General features: G+C 61.7%; 16 protein-coding genes. 9 read left to right on the forward strand and 7 right to left on the reverse strand.

Features of this window, described 5'->3' with window-relative positions; genetic code table 11:
• Positions 1-7 precede the first annotated feature (7 nt).
• The 5 genes from LNV06_RS19650 to hemW are packed head-to-tail and all read left to right on the forward strand — an operon-like array spanning position 8 to position 4,522.
• On the forward strand, positions 8-976 hold the full coding sequence (locus tag LNV06_RS19650) for a serine/threonine protein kinase (RefSeq protein WP_263539983.1): 969 nt from the start codon (positions 8-10) through the stop codon (positions 974-976).
• Complete coding sequence (locus LNV06_RS19655) at positions 973-1,938, forward strand: PP2C family protein-serine/threonine phosphatase (RefSeq protein WP_263539984.1); 966 nt, start codon at positions 973-975, stop codon at positions 1,936-1,938. Before LNV06_RS19650 ends, LNV06_RS19655 begins: the two co-directional genes overlap by 4 nt.
• Before the next feature lie 16 nt (positions 1,939-1,954).
• Positions 1,955-2,698: a ribonuclease PH gene (gene rph / locus LNV06_RS19660; protein ID WP_263539985.1), complete on the forward strand. Its 744-nt coding sequence runs from the start codon at positions 1,955-1,957 to the stop codon at positions 2,696-2,698.
• 5 nt (positions 2,699-2,703) lie between these two features.
• Complete coding sequence (gene rdgB / locus LNV06_RS19665) at positions 2,704-3,318, forward strand: RdgB/HAM1 family non-canonical purine NTP pyrophosphatase (protein WP_263539986.1); 615 nt, start codon at positions 2,704-2,706, stop codon at positions 3,316-3,318.
• A gap of 13 nt (positions 3,319-3,331) precedes the next feature.
• A complete protein-coding gene (gene hemW, locus LNV06_RS19670) occupies positions 3,332-4,522 on the forward strand; it encodes a radical SAM family heme chaperone HemW (RefSeq protein ID WP_263540256.1) in 1,191 nt (396 codons plus the stop codon).
• A 15-nt stretch (positions 4,523-4,537) separates the two neighbouring features.
• On the opposite strand, the gene LNV06_RS19675 is transcribed toward hemW, so the two are convergent.
• The 4 genes from LNV06_RS19675 to LNV06_RS19690 all read right to left on the reverse strand — a co-directional run bounded on the left by LNV06_RS19675 (position 4,538) and on the right by LNV06_RS19690 (position 9,218).
• Positions 4,538-6,352 carry an EAL domain-containing protein gene (locus tag LNV06_RS19675; protein WP_263539987.1) on the reverse strand — a complete coding sequence of 605 codons (1,815 nt, stop codon included), beginning with the start codon at positions 6,350-6,352 and terminating at the stop codon, positions 4,538-4,540.
• 132 nt (positions 6,353-6,484) lie between these two features.
• Positions 6,485-7,600 (reverse strand): protein-glutamate methylesterase/protein-glutamine glutaminase, encoded by a 1,116-nt coding sequence (locus tag LNV06_RS19680; RefSeq protein ID WP_263539988.1) that lies wholly within the window; start codon positions 7,598-7,600, stop codon positions 6,485-6,487.
• A 30-nt stretch (positions 7,601-7,630) separates the two neighbouring features.
• On the reverse strand, positions 7,631-8,305 hold the full coding sequence (cheD, locus tag LNV06_RS19685; RefSeq protein ID WP_263539989.1) for a chemoreceptor glutamine deamidase CheD: 675 nt from the start codon (positions 8,303-8,305) through the stop codon (positions 7,631-7,633).
• A gap of 61 nt (positions 8,306-8,366) precedes the next feature.
• Entirely contained in the window at positions 8,367-9,218 is an 852-nt protein-coding gene (locus LNV06_RS19690; protein WP_263539990.1) for a CheR family methyltransferase, read from the reverse strand.
• A gap of 228 nt (positions 9,219-9,446) precedes the next feature.
• Here LNV06_RS19690 and LNV06_RS19695 point away from each other — a divergent pair, with 228 nt between their 5' ends.
• Both LNV06_RS19695 and LNV06_RS19700 read left to right on the forward strand, forming a co-directional pair.
• Positions 9,447-10,127: a GGDEF domain-containing protein gene (locus LNV06_RS19695; protein WP_263539991.1), complete on the forward strand. Its 681-nt coding sequence runs from the start codon at positions 9,447-9,449 to the stop codon at positions 10,125-10,127.
• On the forward strand, positions 10,124-10,957 hold the full coding sequence (locus LNV06_RS19700) for a MinD/ParA family protein (protein WP_411970139.1): 834 nt from the start codon (positions 10,124-10,126) through the stop codon (positions 10,955-10,957). The genes LNV06_RS19695 and LNV06_RS19700 overlap by 4 nt, the downstream gene beginning before the upstream one ends.
• Before the next feature lie 32 nt (positions 10,958-10,989).
• Here LNV06_RS19700 and LNV06_RS19705 read toward each other — a convergent pair whose 3' ends face one another.
• The 3 genes from LNV06_RS19705 to radC are packed head-to-tail and all read right to left on the reverse strand — an operon-like array spanning position 10,990 to position 12,775.
• Positions 10,990-11,403 carry a group II truncated hemoglobin gene (locus LNV06_RS19705; RefSeq protein ID WP_263539992.1) on the reverse strand — a complete coding sequence of 138 codons (414 nt, stop codon included), beginning with the start codon at positions 11,401-11,403 and terminating at the stop codon, positions 10,990-10,992.
• Positions 11,404-11,423: 20 nt separating this feature from the next.
• The gene (locus LNV06_RS19710; RefSeq protein WP_263539993.1) at positions 11,424-12,104 is read right to left on the reverse strand and encodes a Smr/MutS family protein; all 681 of its coding nucleotides are present in this window, start codon (positions 12,102-12,104) and stop codon (positions 11,424-11,426) included.
• Positions 12,101-12,775, reverse strand: a complete 675-nt coding sequence (gene radC, locus LNV06_RS19715; protein ID WP_263539994.1) for a RadC family protein — start codon at positions 12,773-12,775, stop codon at positions 12,101-12,103. The genes LNV06_RS19710 and radC overlap by 4 nt, the downstream gene beginning before the upstream one ends.
• A 150-nt stretch (positions 12,776-12,925) precedes the next feature.
• Here radC and LNV06_RS19720 point away from each other — a divergent pair, with 150 nt between their 5' ends.
• Entirely contained in the window at positions 12,926-13,369 is a 444-nt protein-coding gene (locus LNV06_RS19720) for an FKBP-type peptidyl-prolyl cis-trans isomerase (RefSeq protein WP_263539995.1), read from the forward strand.
• 13 nt (positions 13,370-13,382) lie between these two features.
• A complete protein-coding gene (ispH, locus tag LNV06_RS19725; RefSeq protein WP_263539996.1) occupies positions 13,383-14,348 on the forward strand; it encodes a 4-hydroxy-3-methylbut-2-enyl diphosphate reductase in 966 nt (321 codons plus the stop codon).
• Positions 14,349-14,417: the final 69 nt, after the last annotated feature.

Here is a 14,417-nt window from a genome sequence, read left to right on the forward strand (position 1 = left end):
CTCGATTATGTCAAAGCCAAAACCGGCGCCTCTGCCAGCCGGCACGGTGGTTGGGGGCTACCAGATCATCAAGCGACTGGCAGCAGGAGGATTCGGCGTTGTTTATCTCGCCGAAGACCCCGAGCACCACCTGGTGGCCCTGAAGGAATACCTGCCTTCCTCCTTGGCCGAGCGCTCGCCGGGCGAGTTGACGCCGCGCGTCAAACCCGAGAAACAGCCGCTTTACCGCCTGGGGCTGAAAAGCTTTTTCGAAGAAGGCCGCTCGCTGGCGCAGATCTCTCACCCGAGCGTGGTCTCGGTGCTGAATTTCCTGCGCGAGAACGAAACCGTCTACATGGTGATGAACTATCTGCAGGGCGACACCTTGCAGGACTTCATCGTCACCGCGCGCGACATGAAGCGCGACAAGGTCTTCCGCGAGTCCACCATTCGCAGCTTGTTCGATGAAATCCTGCGCGGCCTGCGCATCGTGCATCAGCACAAGATGCTGCATCTGGACATCAAGCCTGCCAATATCTTCATCACCAATGAAAACAAGGCGGTGCTGCTGGACTTTGGCGCGGCACGCGAGGTGCTGAGCAAAGAAGGCAACTTCATTCGCCCGATGTACACCCCTGGTTTTGCTGCGCCCGAGATGTATCGCCGCGATGGCTCGCTAGGCCCTTGGACCGACATCTACGCCATTGGCGCGTGCATCTACGCCTGCATGCAAGGCTATCCGCCGAATGACGCGCCACAGCGCCTGGAGAAAGACCGCCTGGCCCTGAGTCTGTCGCGCCTGCGCAATGTCTACTCCGACAATATGATCGAAGTGGCCGAGTGGTGCATGTCGCTGGACCCGCTGGCGCGGCCGCAAAGCGTCTTCTCCTTGCAAAAAGAGTTGGCCCGCGAAACCGAGCGTCGCTACACCAAGCTGAGCTTCAGTGAGCGCTTGAAGCTGCAGCTGGAGAATCTCAAGACCGGAGCGAAGGCGTGAGGTTCAGCACCTACCAGGTCAGCAGGCGTGGCGGGCGTGAGAAAAACGAAGACCGCATGGGCTACTGCTACACGCGGGAAGCCGGGCTGTTTGCCTTGGCCGACGGCATGGGCGGACACCCCGAGGGCGAAGTTGCGGCGCAACTGGCTTTGCAGACTTTGGCGGCGCTATTCCAGCGCGAAGCCAAACCCGCACTGGCCAAGCCGGATGAGTATCTGCAAGACGCCATCCTGATCGCGCAGCAGCAACTCTTGCGCTATGCGGCCGACAAGCAAATGTCCGACACGCCGCGTACCACCATCGTGGCCTGCGTCTTGCAGGGGCGCAATGCCTATTGGGCCCATTGCGGCGACTCGCGGCTCTACCTGGTGCGAGCCGGTCGATTGATCGCTCGCACCCGTGACCATTCCTATATCGAGCTGCAGGCGGCTTTGGGCCGCGTGCCGCAAGGGGCTGATGCCTTCAATCGCAATGTCTTGTTCACCTGCCTGGGCAGCCCGGGCAAGCCGATGGTGGACATCAGCGGTCCGATGCAGTTGGAGCCGGGCGACCGCCTGTTGCTGTGCTCGGACGGCTTGTGGGGCACGGTGGCCGACGATGAAATCACTGAGCAGTTGGCGAAACGTCCGATATCGGACGCGGTGCCCGAGTTGGTGGAGCAGGCCCTGCGCAACGGCGGCGTGCGCTGCGACAACGTGACGGTCTTGGCGGTGGAGTGGGAAGGCGCCGGCGATCCGGAAGCCGACAGCGAAGCGATCTCGACCTTGGGGCTGGACGATCAAGGCTTTGCCTCCACCATTCAAGGCCGCATGGGTGCTGCCGGTCGGCGCGACGAGATGGACGAAGACGAGCTAGACCGCTCGGTGCGTGAGATCAATGAAGTGATCCGCCAGGCGAACAGTCGCGCCGACAACGCTGCCAAAGTGGCTGCGCCAGATCCGGCCGCCAAGAAGAATTCCTGAAGAAAGACTTGAATCCATGACTGCAGAAACTTCCCGCGTGAACACACGGGCGGATGGCCGTGGCGCCGACGCTTTGCGCCCTGTCACCATCACCCGCCACTACACCCGCCACGCCGAGGGTTCGGTGCTGATCGAATTCGGCGGCACCAAGGTTTTGTGCACTGCATCGGTGGAAGAAAAAGTGCCGCCGCACAAACGCGGCTCGGGCGAGGGCTGGGTGACGGCCGAATACGGCATGTTGCCGCGCGCCACCCACACCCGCAGCGACCGCGAAGCCGCACGCGGCAAGCAAAGTGGCCGTACTCAAGAGATTCAGCGATTGATTGGCCGCTCGCTGCGCTGTGTGTTCGATTTGAAGCGACTGGGCGAGCGCACCATTGCACTCGACTGCGATGTGATCCAAGCCGATGGCGGCACCCGTACGGCAGCCATCACCGGCGCTTTTGTTGCGGCGCATGATGCGGTCACTTGGCTGCTGGCCCAGGGCAAGATCAGTCAGTCGCCGATCGTCGACGCGGTAGCCGCGATCTCGGTCGGCATCGTTGATGGGCAGCCCTTGCTGGACCTGGAATACACCGAGGATTCGGCCTGCGACACCGATATGAATGTGGTGATGACCGCCGGCGGCGGCTTTGTCGAGTTGCAAGGCACGGCCGAAGGCCAGGCCTTCAGCCGCAAGGAGATGAATGCCTTGTTGGATCTGGCCGAAAAGGGCATTGGTGAATTGCTAGCCGCCCAGAAGACAGCGCTTGGAGTTTGAAGACGATGAAACTGGTCCTCGCCTCCAACAACGCCAAGAAGCTGGCCGAGCTGCAAGTCTTGTTTGCGCCGCTCGGCATTGAGCTGGTGACACAGGGCTCGCTGGGCATTCCCGAGGCGGAGGAGCCTTTTGAGAGCTTTGTCGAGAACGCCTTGACCAAAGCGCGCCACGCCGCGCGTTTGAGCGGACTGCCGGCTCTGGCCGACGATTCGGGTCTGGCGGTCGAAGCGCTGAAGGGGGCGCCTGGCGTCTTGTCGGCGCGTTATGCCACGCTGTTTGGCCAGCCCAAGTCGGATGCGGACAACAACCGCGTCTTGCTGGAGCAGTTGGCTGGTTTTCCGCAAGCCGAGCAACGTGCTGCCCGATTTGTGTGTGCCCTGGTCGCCGTGCACAGCGCCGCTGACCCCGAGCCGCTGATCGCCATGGGCCGCTGGCAGGGGCAGATCTTGCCTCAGGCGCAAGGCGACTCGGGCTTTGGCTACGACCCCTTGATGTTCATTCCTGCTTTGGGTCGCAGCGTGGCGCAACTGAGTGCTGCAGAGAAGAACTCTCAGAGCCACCGCGCTCTGGCGGCCGCCGATTTGGTCGCCCAAATGCGTGAGGTCTGGCATCTTGGCTGATGTCTTGCACCTGATGCGACCCGGCACCTTGCAGCTGGCGGCGTTGCCTCCGCTGTCTTTGTATGTGCACCTGCCTTGGTGCTTGCGCAAATGCCCCTACTGCGATTTCAACAGCCATGAGTGGCGGGTTGATGGCGCCGCGCGCGAGTTGCCGGCTGACACGGCGCGAGCCTACTTGGCCGCGCTGCGTGCCGATTTGGAAGCCGCGCTGCCCTTGATCTGGGGCCGGCCGGTGGTCAGCATCTTCATCGGCGGCGGCACGCCCAGCTTGTTTGCACCGGAGCAGATTGCCGAGCTGATTTCAGACCTGCGCGCACGCTTGCCGCTGGAGGCGGGCTGCGAAATCACCTTGGAAGCCAATCCTGGCACCTTTGAGCGGGAGCGCTTCAAAGGCTTCAGGGATGCCGGCGTAACCCGTTTGTCTATCGGTGTGCAGAGCTTTGACGACGCCAAGCTCAAGGCCTTGGGTCGGGTGCACAGTGCCGAGCAGGCGCTGGCTGCCATTGGCGAGGCGGCCCAGGCCTTTGAGACCTTCAATATTGATTTGATGTACGCCTTGCCCGGCCAGACCTTGGCCGAGTTGGCTCTGGAATTGACGACGGCACTCAATTTCGAACCGCCGCATCTGTCGGTCTACCACCTGACCATTGAGCCCAATACCCGCTTTGCAACAGCGCCGCCCAGTGGCCTGCCGGATGCGGATCTGGCCAGCGAGATGCTGGACCTGATCACCGCGCGAACCGGTGGCGTTGAAATGGAGCGCTATGAGGTGTCGGCTTATGCGCGCGCTGGCCATCGCTGTGCGCATAACTTGAACTACTGGCAGTTCGGCGATTACTTGGGCATAGGTGCGGGAGCGCACAGCAAGCTCTCGTTCCCGCACCGGGTGCTGCGCCAAGTGCGTTGGCGTGAGCCCGCTGCCTATATGAGCAAGGCGGGCGAGGGCGCTGCGGTATCGAATGAGAACGAGGTGACGCGCGCCGAGCTGCCTTTTGAGTTCATGCTCAATGCGCTGCGCTTGCGCGAGGGCGTGCCCATGCAGTCCTTCTTGGAGCGCACCGGCTTGCCGCCCTCCAGCATTACCAAGGCCTTGGAGCAAGCGCGCGCCCAAGGTTTGTTGGAGGTGGATCCCGCACGCATCGCTGCCACGCCGCGCGGCTTTGACTTTCTCAACGACCTGCAGGCCTTGTTCTTGGCCGATTGAAGGCGTGCTTGCCCTTCAAGCCGCCATCACGTACACGCTGAGTTGCTCATGCTTGGCATGGCGCTTGGCGGTGGCGGCCGCTGTGGCTACTTCCTCCGCGCGGTGCAGTGTGCCTGGTGCGACCCGCACAGCGCCGATGCTCAGCGTGGTGCAGGGGTGAAAGCGCAGATCGCCATGGCGGTCTTCGGCCATGATGCCGCCGGCCTCGAGTGCGGCCGCGTCGAAGAGATTGCGCGCCATGCTGTTGAAGCGCTCGATGATTTGCTCGCAGCGATGCTCCCAGTCATCGCTTTGAAAGAGCATGACAAAGTCATCGCCGCCGACATGGCCGAGGAAGTCGCGCTGGCTGTCGCAATGGCTGCTGGCCACGCGGGCCACCAAGCGAATCATCTCGTCGCCGCGCCAATAGCCGTATTCGTCATTGAAGGGCTTGAAGTGATTCAAGTCGGCATAGGCCGCGACGAACTCGCGGCCACTGGTCAATAGACGACCAATGTGCTGGCTGATCGGAATATTGCCCGGCAAGAAGGTCAGCGGGTTGGCATGTCGCGCCGCCTCAATGCGCGCCTCGGTGACCGAGCGCACCAGTTGCTCGCCGGTACCCAAGCCCAGGTAGCGGCCCTCACGGGTGATGATGAAACCCTCGCGCAAATAGCGTTGGTCGGCCGAGGTCAGCACCGTGGTCAGGGCTTCGATGCCGGTGTCTGCATCCACGATCAGCGGCGTGGGGTTGGCAAACAAGGTGCAGGCGTGGCGGCCGTACAGATCGTTGAAGAAGGGCTTGGCCCAGCGGTTGATGAATTGGCTGCGGTCGACGAGGGCCACTGGTTTCTGCTCGGCGTTCAAAACCGCGATGGCATGCAGTTGCTCATGTTGGTTGAACAGGCGGAACAATTGTTCATGCGTGGTGTCTTCGCGCACGGTCACGGCATCGACCATCAGGCGTTCCGCGGTGACGCCATTGCTGGAGGCGCGGCGCAGCTCGGGCAACACGGCGATGTCATTGCTGGCCAAGACTTCGCGGGCGGCCACCAAGGCCTCGTGTGCACCTTCTGCCGAGGGGCGGCCGATCAGCCAGCCCTGTCCAAAGGCCACGCCCAGATCACGCAGCACGCGCATCTCTTCGGCGCTTTCGATGCCTTCGGCGACCAATTGGGCGCCAAAGGTTTCGGCCAGTTGCAGCAAGGCGCGAAAGGTCTGCAGCTTCTCGGCATGGGCCGGCAAATCGTGGGTGAAGTATTTGTCGATCTTGACCAGGTCGGGCTGCATCTCCGACCACAAGCGCAAGGACGAACGACCATCGCCAAAATCATCCAGCGCAATGCCCACGCCTTGACGGCGCAAACTGGTGATGGCCTGGCGCAAGCTGTCGATATCGGTGACCCGCTCGTGCTCGGTCAACTCAATGATGATGCTGCCGGGCTTGACGCCATAGTCCTCGCAAACGAACAAGCTGCCACGACCGTCTGCATCGTGTGCGACCGCGCGGGCCAGGGCGGTGGCGCTCATATTGATCAAGAGCTTGCCTGGCAGTTTGAGGCGGCTCCAGTCTTTGAGCGCTTGCTGGGCGCAGCGCACTTCGAGCTCGACCGTCAGCCCTTCGCGGCGCCCGGCGGCGAACAAGGCATCGGGGTACTCCAGTGAGCTGCCAGTTGGTCCTCGGACCAAGGCCTCGTGGCCGTAGATCAAGCCGCAATCCAATTGGACGATGGGCTGAAACAAAGTGCTCAGCAGGTCTTCTTGGATGAGGTTCTCTACTCGTAATTTGAGCGGACGCTCAAGGCGCCGGCTGTGCTCTGCCTGGCGGTCGGGGAGGGCAATGGTCGTCATGGCGCAATGCTGCCCGACGAAGGTGACAGGGCTACGACGATCTCGCCCTGGCGTGCTAAAACTGGCCTCTGTGTGAGGAAATACCGCGCGCTTGGGGTCGCTGACAGACCCAAGCGGCGAGTCGCTCTCGGATCAAACCCGGTTGATCGAGATGCCGGCGGTGCTGCGCAGACGTTCGAGCAGGCGCGGCGCGATCTGCGACAGCGGCAGCACTTCGTCGGCCGCACCCGCCGCAATGGCTTCGCGCGGCATGCCGAAGACCACGCAGCTGGCTTCATCTTGCACAAAGTTGTAGGCGCCGGCGTCCTTCATCACCTTCATGGCCTTGGCGCCGTCAGCGCCCATGCCGGTCAGCATGATGCCCAGGGCGTTGGGGCCGACCACCCGTGCAGCGGAGTGGAACAAAACTTCGACCGAAGGCTTGTGGCGATTCACGGGTTCACCGTCTTGCACCCGAGCGATGTAGTTGGCGCCTGAGCGCTCCACGCTGAGGTGAAAACCGCCCGGGGCGATGTAGCCGTGACCCGGCAAGATCCGTTCGCCGTCTTGTGCTTCTTTGACGCGAATGCGGCACAGGCCATCGAGTCGCGCTGCATAGCTCTTGGTAAAGCCTGGAGGCATGTGCTGGGTGATGACCACGGCCGGGCAGTCGGCGGGCAGATTCAGCAGCACGTCTTTGGTGGCTTCCGTGCCGCCGGTGGAGGCACCGATGAAGATGATCTTTTCGGTTGAGAGACGTCCCAAGCTCGCCATGGTCACCGGTTTGGCCGGTGGCGGCGGGGCGGAGCTCGCATGTGCCGCCGCGCCGGTGGGGCTGGCGGACAGCGCCGCATGGCTGCGGCGAATATGGGCCTTGGCGGCGATGCGAATCTTGTCGGTGATGTCGTCGGCCAAGAGGCGGATGCCGTCTGCGACGCCGATTTTTGGCTTGGCGACAAAGTCCACCGCACCCAGTTCCAGCGCTTTCAAAGTGACTTCTGCGCCGCGCTCGGTCAGGGTGGAGACCATCACCACCGGCATGGGGCGCAGACGCATCAGCCGCGACAAGAAATCCAGCCCGTCCATCTTGGGCATTTCGATGTCCAGCGTGATGACATCAGGGTTCAGATTGCGGATCATTTCGCGCGCCAGCAGTGGATCGGCAGCAGCGCCAATGCATTCCATATCGGTCTGGCGGTTGATGATTTCGCTCAGGATGCTGCGCACCAGCGCCGAGTCATCCACCACCACAACTTTGATTTTGGCCATGTTTTCTACTTCTCCTAACAGGGGGCAGGCTCAGAACAGATCGACGGAGCCGCCCGTGGCGACCACCGGCTGAGCCTTCTGGGCTGCGGCGCGATCTTGTTGCACCAGAGCCTCGGCATTGGTCGGAGCCAAGCGTTTGACCATGGCTTTGCCGCTGTGGGGCAGGAAGCAGACCTTGCGGGGATAGATGTCCATCACATCTTTGGACACGATGGGAATACGTTCCGTCTTCAGATAGTCGATGACGAAGTTGGTGTTGCGCTCGCCGACGTTGATGGTGTTCATGCCGGCAATGACCGCGCCGCCGCCGAAGATCTTGGCTTCCATGCGGCTCTTGGACGCGCCGCGCTTCATCATTTCATTGATCAAGAGTTCCATCGCGAAGGAGCCGTAGCGGCCGGAATCGCCGCTGCCTTCTGGCAGCATGAAATGGTTCATGCCGCCGATCTGGGCATGTCGATCCCAAAGGCAAGCCGCGATGCACGAGCCTAATGTGGTCATCACCAGAATGTCTTCGGTGTCGACAAAGTACTCGCCGGGCAAGATCTTGACCGCCGCATTCTTGAAATGGGCGTCATAAAAGAAGAACGAGGCTTCCCCGTTCTTGCGCGGCATGGCTTTCAGTTGGGCAACACGAGTTGCCCCCGCGCCGCTTGAATACAACACGCCGGAGCTGGCGCCGGTGGAGGCGGTTGGGGTGCTCATATTTTTGTATCGGCCGCTGTTTGTTGGACTTGAGGGGCGATCTGAGGGGAGTGCGTGTACTTCAAACGCGCTCGTAAATCGTCTTGCCGCGCAGGCGGAACAGATCTCGCGACTCGGTGAAATTCTCCGAGTGGCCGACGAACAGCAGTCCATGCGGCCGCATCACCTTGTGGATGCGTTCCAAGACTTTGCGCTGTGTCGGCGCGTCAAAGTAAATCATGACGTTGCGACAGAACACGATGTGAAAGGGGTCGCCCAGTGACCACTGCGCGTCCATCAAATTGAGGGGGCGGAAGTCGATCCAGCGCTGCAATTCCGGCTTGACACGAATGCGCCCCGAATTCGTCCCGGTGCCCTTCATGAAGAAGTTGCGCAGGCGGGTTTGGTCCAGCCCCCGGGCGTCGGCGTTATAGACGCCGCGCTTGGCGGTGTTCAGCACATTGGTATCAATATCGCTGGCGGTGATTTGCACCTGCGCATTGCTGCCGAGCGCTTCGCTGCAGCTGATAGCGATTGAATAGGGCTCTTCGCCCGTGGACGCCGCGCAACACCAAATGCGAACCGGCTTGCCTGCAAGCGGCTTGAGGTCATCGGCCAAGGCGTGGAAATGGTGCTCCTCGCGGAAGAAGGAGGTCAGATTGGTGGTCAGGCAATTGACGAACTCTTGCCATTCCTGGGCGCCTTGCGGGCCGGTGACGTTCTCCAGCCACTGCAGGTAGGCGGCAAATGACTTGTGGCCGGTGTCGCGCAGCCGGCGCGAGAGGCGGCTGTAGACCATGGCGTGCTTGCCGTCATGCAGGCTGATGCCAGCGTGCTTGTAGATCAACTCCCGCACGCGGTCGAAGTCGGCGCGGCTGAAACTGAACTCGTGGTCAATCACTTCTGCGCCTGAGGCGCTTGGAACAGCGGGCATGTGATGAGCTCGGTTGATAGTCCCTGAACTGTTGAACAGCTCGGGATCTGATTTTGCATCGGCGTCAAGTGTGGTCCGTGAACCGCCTCCAGCATAGAGCAAACAAGGCCTGCATTGCGGCCTTGTTTGAGTTTCAGCGACAGACACCCCACTGCTAGACTGAAGCCGTACTTGCCTTGGACTATCTTGGAATCAAGCCCACAACCCGTTCTTCTGGACGCCCGCCGATTGCGGCTCGACCTCGCCCTGCAGCTGCTGCAGCAGGCGGGGGCTTTGCTGCCTGAGTCCGAACCCTATGGTGAGGCCTGGATGCAGGGCGTGATTGACGCCTTGTGTGATTTATCCAGCAAGGATGCCCTCACCGGCCTGGTGAACCGCCGCAGTTTCGAAATGGCGCTGTCGCGCGAGGTCGATCGGGTGGCGCGCTCCGGCGAGTCGGCCCTGTTGTTAACCGTCGACATTGACCATTTCAAGGCCGTCAATGACACCTATGGCCATGCCGCTGGAGATTTGGTGATCCAGGCCGTGGCGGGTGCTTTGAATCAAGTGGTGCGCCCCATGGACACGGTGGCGCGTGTGGGCGGCGAAGAATTTGCGATCGTGCTGCCGAAATGTGCTGCCAGCTTTGGCGCCATGGTGGCCGAGCGTTTGCGAGAGCGAGTGTCTGAATTGCGTATTGAAGTGGCTTCAGGCCAGATTTTGGCGGTGACGATCAGCTTGGGCGGTGCGTTCGCGCCGCAGTGGGTGCGCTCGTCTTCGCTGCTTTGGATGGAGCGAGCCGATCGTCAGCTCTACCGCGCCAAAGCTGAGGGTCGTAACCGCGCCTGCCTGGAGTCGCAGGTGGATTCCTTGGTCAGCGCCGAGGAAAAAGGCATGTTGTTTGCTGTAACGCAACAGGAAAGTGAATGAGTACGACATCTGATCCTGCTGCATCCGGCGCTGCGCCACTCGCGCAGGCCATGTCCCGGCCCCTCGCGTCCAAGGGTGGCGCGCGTACTTTGGCAGTGACCAGCGGCAAAGGCGGCGTAGGCAAGACCTTTGTTACGGCCAATCTGGCCGCTGCATTGGCGGCGCGTGGCCAAAAAGTCTTGGTGCTGGACGCTGACCTCGGCTTGGCCAATCTGGATGTGGTGCTGAATCTGCACCCCAAGTTGACCCTGCACGATGTGTTCACCGAAAAGGCCACGCTGGAGCAGGCGATTTTGCCCGCGCCCGGGGGCTTTTCTGTGCTCTTGGCCGGCTCCGGCATGGTGGAGTACTCGCGCCTGACACCCGATGTGCGCGACAAGCTGCTGCACATCGTCGACCTGGTCAAACCGCGCTTTGATTGGGTGCTCTTGGACACTGGCGCCGGTATTTCCGACGTCGTCTTGTTCGCGATTTCTCTGGCCACCGATGTCTTGGTGGTGGCCACGCCCGAACCCACGTCTTTGACGGATGCTTACGCCACCATCAAGGTACTGGCCACCCAGCAAAACCGGCGTGAAGTCGGTTTGCTGGTCAATCAAGCCAACCGGGTGGGCGAGGGCAAGCTGATCTGCGGCCAGCTGCAGCAGGTCTTGCAACGCTTTGTAGGCTCTAAGCCTGGGCAAACCTTCAAGCTGGAATTGCTGGGCGAGGTCAAGAGCGACCAATCTGTTCGCCAAGCGGTGCTCAAGCGCCAGTTGGTGCTCGAGCATTACCCCGGCTGCGATGCCGCCCAAGCCATCAAGGCCTTGGCGAGCAAGCTTTTGGGCTGAGACGGCCGCTGGGGCTAGGTTTCAAAGCCCGCTCAGCCGCCCCGATTACGCATCCAGTCGGCGGTGCCATAAAAAGACTCCGCTAGCCTTTGCTGCAAAGGCTCGGGCAGCGCGCAAGCCTGCATGGCTTCGATCATGCAGGCCATCCATTGGTCCCGTTCAGCAATGCCGATGGAATAGGGCAGGTGACGGGCGCGCAGGCGTGGGTGGCCAAAACGCTCGATGTACAAATCGGGCCCGCCGCTCCAGCCGCATAAAAACCAATGCAGCTTGTTGCGTGATTCCTCCAGCGTGCTGGGGTGGAGCGAGCGCAGCAGCGCGTAGTGGGGCTCCAGCTCCATGCGGTCATAGAACTGGTCCACCAGTTCGCGGATGCCAGGCTCGCCACCGAGAAGTTCAAACAGGGTGGTGGCGGGTTCTTGCGTATTGGCTTGGGTGTCTTGCATTGGCGGATTGTCCCGCCTCCTCAATCCACTTGCTGCAGCAAGACCATCAAGGCGCCGGTGCCCCCGTCGCTGGCGCGCGCCTGGACGAAGGCCAGCACCTGCTGCTTTTGCACCAGCCAGCGGCGCACCCGCGCTTTCAGCACCGGTTCCCGGCCTGGCGAGCCATTGCCTTTGCCATGCACCACGCGAACGCAGCGCAGGCCGCGCTTGGCGCTGTCTTGGACGAAAGTGCCCAGCGCCTCCCGAGCTTGGTCGCGACGCAAACCATGCAGATCCAACTGCGCCTGCAAGCTCCAATGGCCGCGACGCAGTTTGCGCACCACTTCTTGGCTGATTTCTGGCCGGCGGAAGGACAGGCTGTCGTCGGTCTCCAGCAGCGACTCCACATCGAAATCGTCCGACAAAGCTTGTAGCAAGACCTGGCGCTCGTCGGCCTCGCGCTGCAAGGGCTCTGGCGGTGGGCGCATCGGTGTGTGTTGCACGCGTTGCTTGTCTGGCAAGGGCGTGACCGCACCGACGCTGAGCTCAAACACCCGGCGCTCTTGTTCCGCCAAGCGTTGCGCCGCCGCTTGGCGCTCGCGCTCTTCTTCGGCCCGTTTGCGTTGCAGGGCCAGTTCGCGTTGCAGCAGTTTGAGGTCTTGCAGGCTGTGCAGCGCCGAGTCGGACGTGGATTTTTGCGGGGCCCGTGGGCGGTGCTTCACATCAGCCCCCGTTCGGCAAAAGACACCACCTCGCCGCAGCCCACCACCAAATGGTCAAGCACCCGCATATCTACCAAGGCCAGCGCGCTGCGCAGCGCGTCAGTCAGCATCTCATCCGCACGCGAAGGTTCGGCCACGCCGGAGGGGTGGTTGTGCGCCAGGATGACGGCAGCCGCGCCCAAGTCCAGGCTGCGTTTGATGACTTCTCTGGGGTAAACCGAGGTTTGCGTCAGGGTGCCGCGAAACATTTCTTCCATGGCAATCAAGCGGTGTTGGGCATCCAAAAACATCACGGCAAACACTTCATGTGGCAGGCCGGCCAGTTTCAGTCGGATGAATTGCTTGACCGAATCGGGTGAGTCGAACACCGGTTGCTGCGCCAACTCTTGCAGCAGCGAACGGCGGGCGATCTCCAGCACGGCGGCGATTTCTGCACGTTTGGCCGGTCCTAAGCCCTTGATGCAAGCCAGATCGCTGACGCTGGCGTGCAAGAGGCCATGCCAACCCTTGAATTGATCGAGCAGGTTTTGCGCCAGTTGCAAGACCGGCGTGCCCTGGATGCCGGTGCGCAGCAAAAGCGCCAGCAATTCGGCATCTGCCAAGGCCTGCGGCCCGCGTGCCAGCAGTTTTTCGCGCGGGCGGGCGTCGGGCGGGAGGTGAGTTAAGGGCATGGCAAGGGGCGAGGTACGGCAGAGGATGTAGCAAAGGCAGGGCGTCAATTCCCGGCAATCCACAGGCATCCAGAAAGGCAATCTTCGCAGACCGACGAAGCCAAAGCAGCGAGGCCCTAAAATCCTGGCAGTCTAGCCAATATTGTTTCCATGAATCTCATTCAAGCCGGTTCCTTTTTGACCTTGCATTACCGACTGGCTGGCCCGGATGGCAGTGACGTCATCAATACCTTCAATGAAAAGCCGGCCACGCTGTCGCTGGGCAGCGGCCAGTTGTCGCCGGCCATCGAGGCCCGTTTGATCGGCTTGGAGGAGGGCGTGCGCACCCAAATCGAGTTGGCCCCCGGCGAGGCCTTTGGGCCGCACAACCCGGACATGCTGCAGCGCGTCAAGACCAGCTTGTTGCATGAGTTTGGCGATCCGGACGAGCAATACGTCGTGGGCGATGTGGTGCAGTTCCCAACGCCCGACGGCCAAGGCAACTTCACCGGCACCGTGCGAGAGCTGGGCGAGGACTGGATGTTGTTCGACTTCAACCATCCGCTCGCTGGCCAGCCGGTCAGCTTTGAAGTGCATGTGATCGGGGTGATTTGAGATGAGCGTTGAGATGCAAGCCCAAGAAGTGCTGTTGGCCGAGCCGCGTGGTTTTTGCGCCGGTGTGGACCGGGCGATTGAGATCGTCGAGCGCGCGCTGATCAAGTTCGGTTCGCCCATCTATGTGCGCCATGAAATCGTGCACAACACCTATGTGGTCAATGATTTGAAGGCGCGTGGCGCCATCTTCATCGAAGACCTGGCCGAAGTGCCGCCTGGCGCCACGCTGGTGTTCAGTGCGCACGGGGTCAGTCAGGCGGTGCGGGCCGAGGCGGCCGCGCGCGGCTTCCAGGTGTTTGATGCGACTTGCCCCTTGGTCACCAAGGTTCATGTGGAAGTGGCCAAGCTGCACCGCGAGGGCTACGAGTTCATCATGATTGGCCACAAAGGTCACCCCGAGGTGGAAGGCACCATGGGCCAGTTGAGCGAGGGCATCTATCTGGTCGAAGAAGCCAGCGATGTGCCGCATGTGCGAGTCAAAGATCCCAGCCGCTTGGCGGTGGTGACGCAAACCACGCTGAGCGTGGACGACGCGGCCGAAATCTTGCAAGCCGTCAAAACGCATTTCCCACAAGTGCGTGAACCCAAGAAACAAGACATTTGCTACGCCACCCAGAACCGCCAAGACGCCGTCAAGGTCTTGGCGCCGCAGGTCGATGTGGTGATCGTGGTCGGCAGCCCGACCAGTTCCAACAGCAACCGATTGCGTGAGTTGGCCGAGCGACTGGGCACGCCTGGCTTCATGGTGGACGCCGCCGAAGATCTGCAAGCCGAATGGCTGGAGGGGCGCAGCCGTGTCGGTTTGACGGCCGGCGCTTCAGCACCGGACGTGCTGGTGCAGGCTGTGATTGCCCGCCTGCGTGAGCTGGGCGCCACCACGGTGCGCAGCCTGCCCGGTGTGGAAGAGCATGTGCGCTTCCCGCTGCCTATGGGCCTCGGCGACAAGTCGATGGCAGAGCTGGACGCGTCTCGATCTTGACGCAGGCGTAACGCTAGATCAGCGGCGCCCGAGTCCTTCGACCGGCGCCGTTTTTGCTTTCATAGAATC

The organism is Paucibacter sp. Y2R2-4, from assembly GCF_025717535.1.
Lineage (GTDB): Bacteria > Pseudomonadota > Gammaproteobacteria > Burkholderiales > Burkholderiaceae_C > Paucibacter_A.